Raw genomic sequence first — 989 nt, 5'->3', positions numbered from 1 at the left:
TGGACTGGCCGATGGAAGGCAGTCTCGTAGTCATGTTACTAGCTCAATTGGTCACCATTGTTGCCTGTATCATTATGGGCGCACTGTTTTTCTTTTTATCGATGGACCCTGCCCGCGCAATGAGTTTTGCTGGTGCGTTTACTGCGCCAAGTTTTGCTTTTATGGGGATTACGTTTCCAGTTTCCGACATGAACACGCTCGCTCATGCTTGGCGCTCACTATTACCTATCACCCATTACATCGAAGTTCAGGTTGGTCAGGCAAGCTACGGAACCTCAGCCGCTCAATCGTTTAGTGCTTTGTGGCCAATGATCTGGTATGTGGTGCCACTCTTACTGACAGCCGCATTCATTCATAAATACCGAGCGGCAGCACTGTCGACCCAGCAAAGGGAGGCAGCATGACACTCTGGCAACTGATTAAAGCAGAGATTCGCTCTGTGCTGACCAACCCCGTCGTCACATTAACTGTTTTTGGTGGCGTGGTTTTTTATTCGTTTTTGTATCCGCTGCCATACGCACAACAAACCCCTAGAGAGCAGCCAATTGCGGTCGTAAACCTAGACGGAAGCCAAACCAGCCTAAAGCTAGAGCGTATGGTCGATGCGACACCTCAAGTCAAAATCGTCTCGCGTTTACATACAATTGAGGATGCAAAACAAGCGTTTTTGAATCGCGAAATTACGGGGTTCTTAGTGATCCCTGAGCACTTCTACAAAGACGTAATGTTAGGTAAAAGCCCGACTCTTGCGTACGCCGCAGATGCCTCTTACTTCTTGGCTTACGGCACGGTCGTTGAAGGTTTAGCTCAAGCCGGCCGTACATTACGCGCACAAGTTAAAGTCAGCAAAATGGTGATTGAAGGCGTACCGCTTAGTTTGGCGAGCCATAATTACTCTGCTATCAAGCTGAACATGAAACCGACCTTCAACCCAACGATGGGCTATATCGAATACGTGGTTCCTGCTGTCTTTGTGCTGATTTTGCAGC

At 48.4% G+C, this 989-nt stretch carries 2 protein-coding genes; both read left to right on the top strand.

Annotated features, from left to right (window positions below; genetic code table 11):
* A partial coding sequence (locus R7Q11_RS25065; RefSeq protein WP_225466866.1) for an ABC transporter permease occupies positions 1 to 404 on the top strand: 404 nt, incomplete at its 5' end.
* On the top strand, positions 401 to 989 hold a 589-nt coding region (locus R7Q11_RS25060), incomplete at its 3' end, for an ABC transporter permease (RefSeq protein WP_225466865.1). The genes R7Q11_RS25065 and R7Q11_RS25060, both read left to right, overlap by 4 nt.

Source organism: Vibrio sp. 970 (assembly GCF_033339075.1).
The sequence above is the reverse complement of the archived record's forward strand: the minus strand, read 5'-3'. Positions and strand labels throughout refer to the sequence as shown.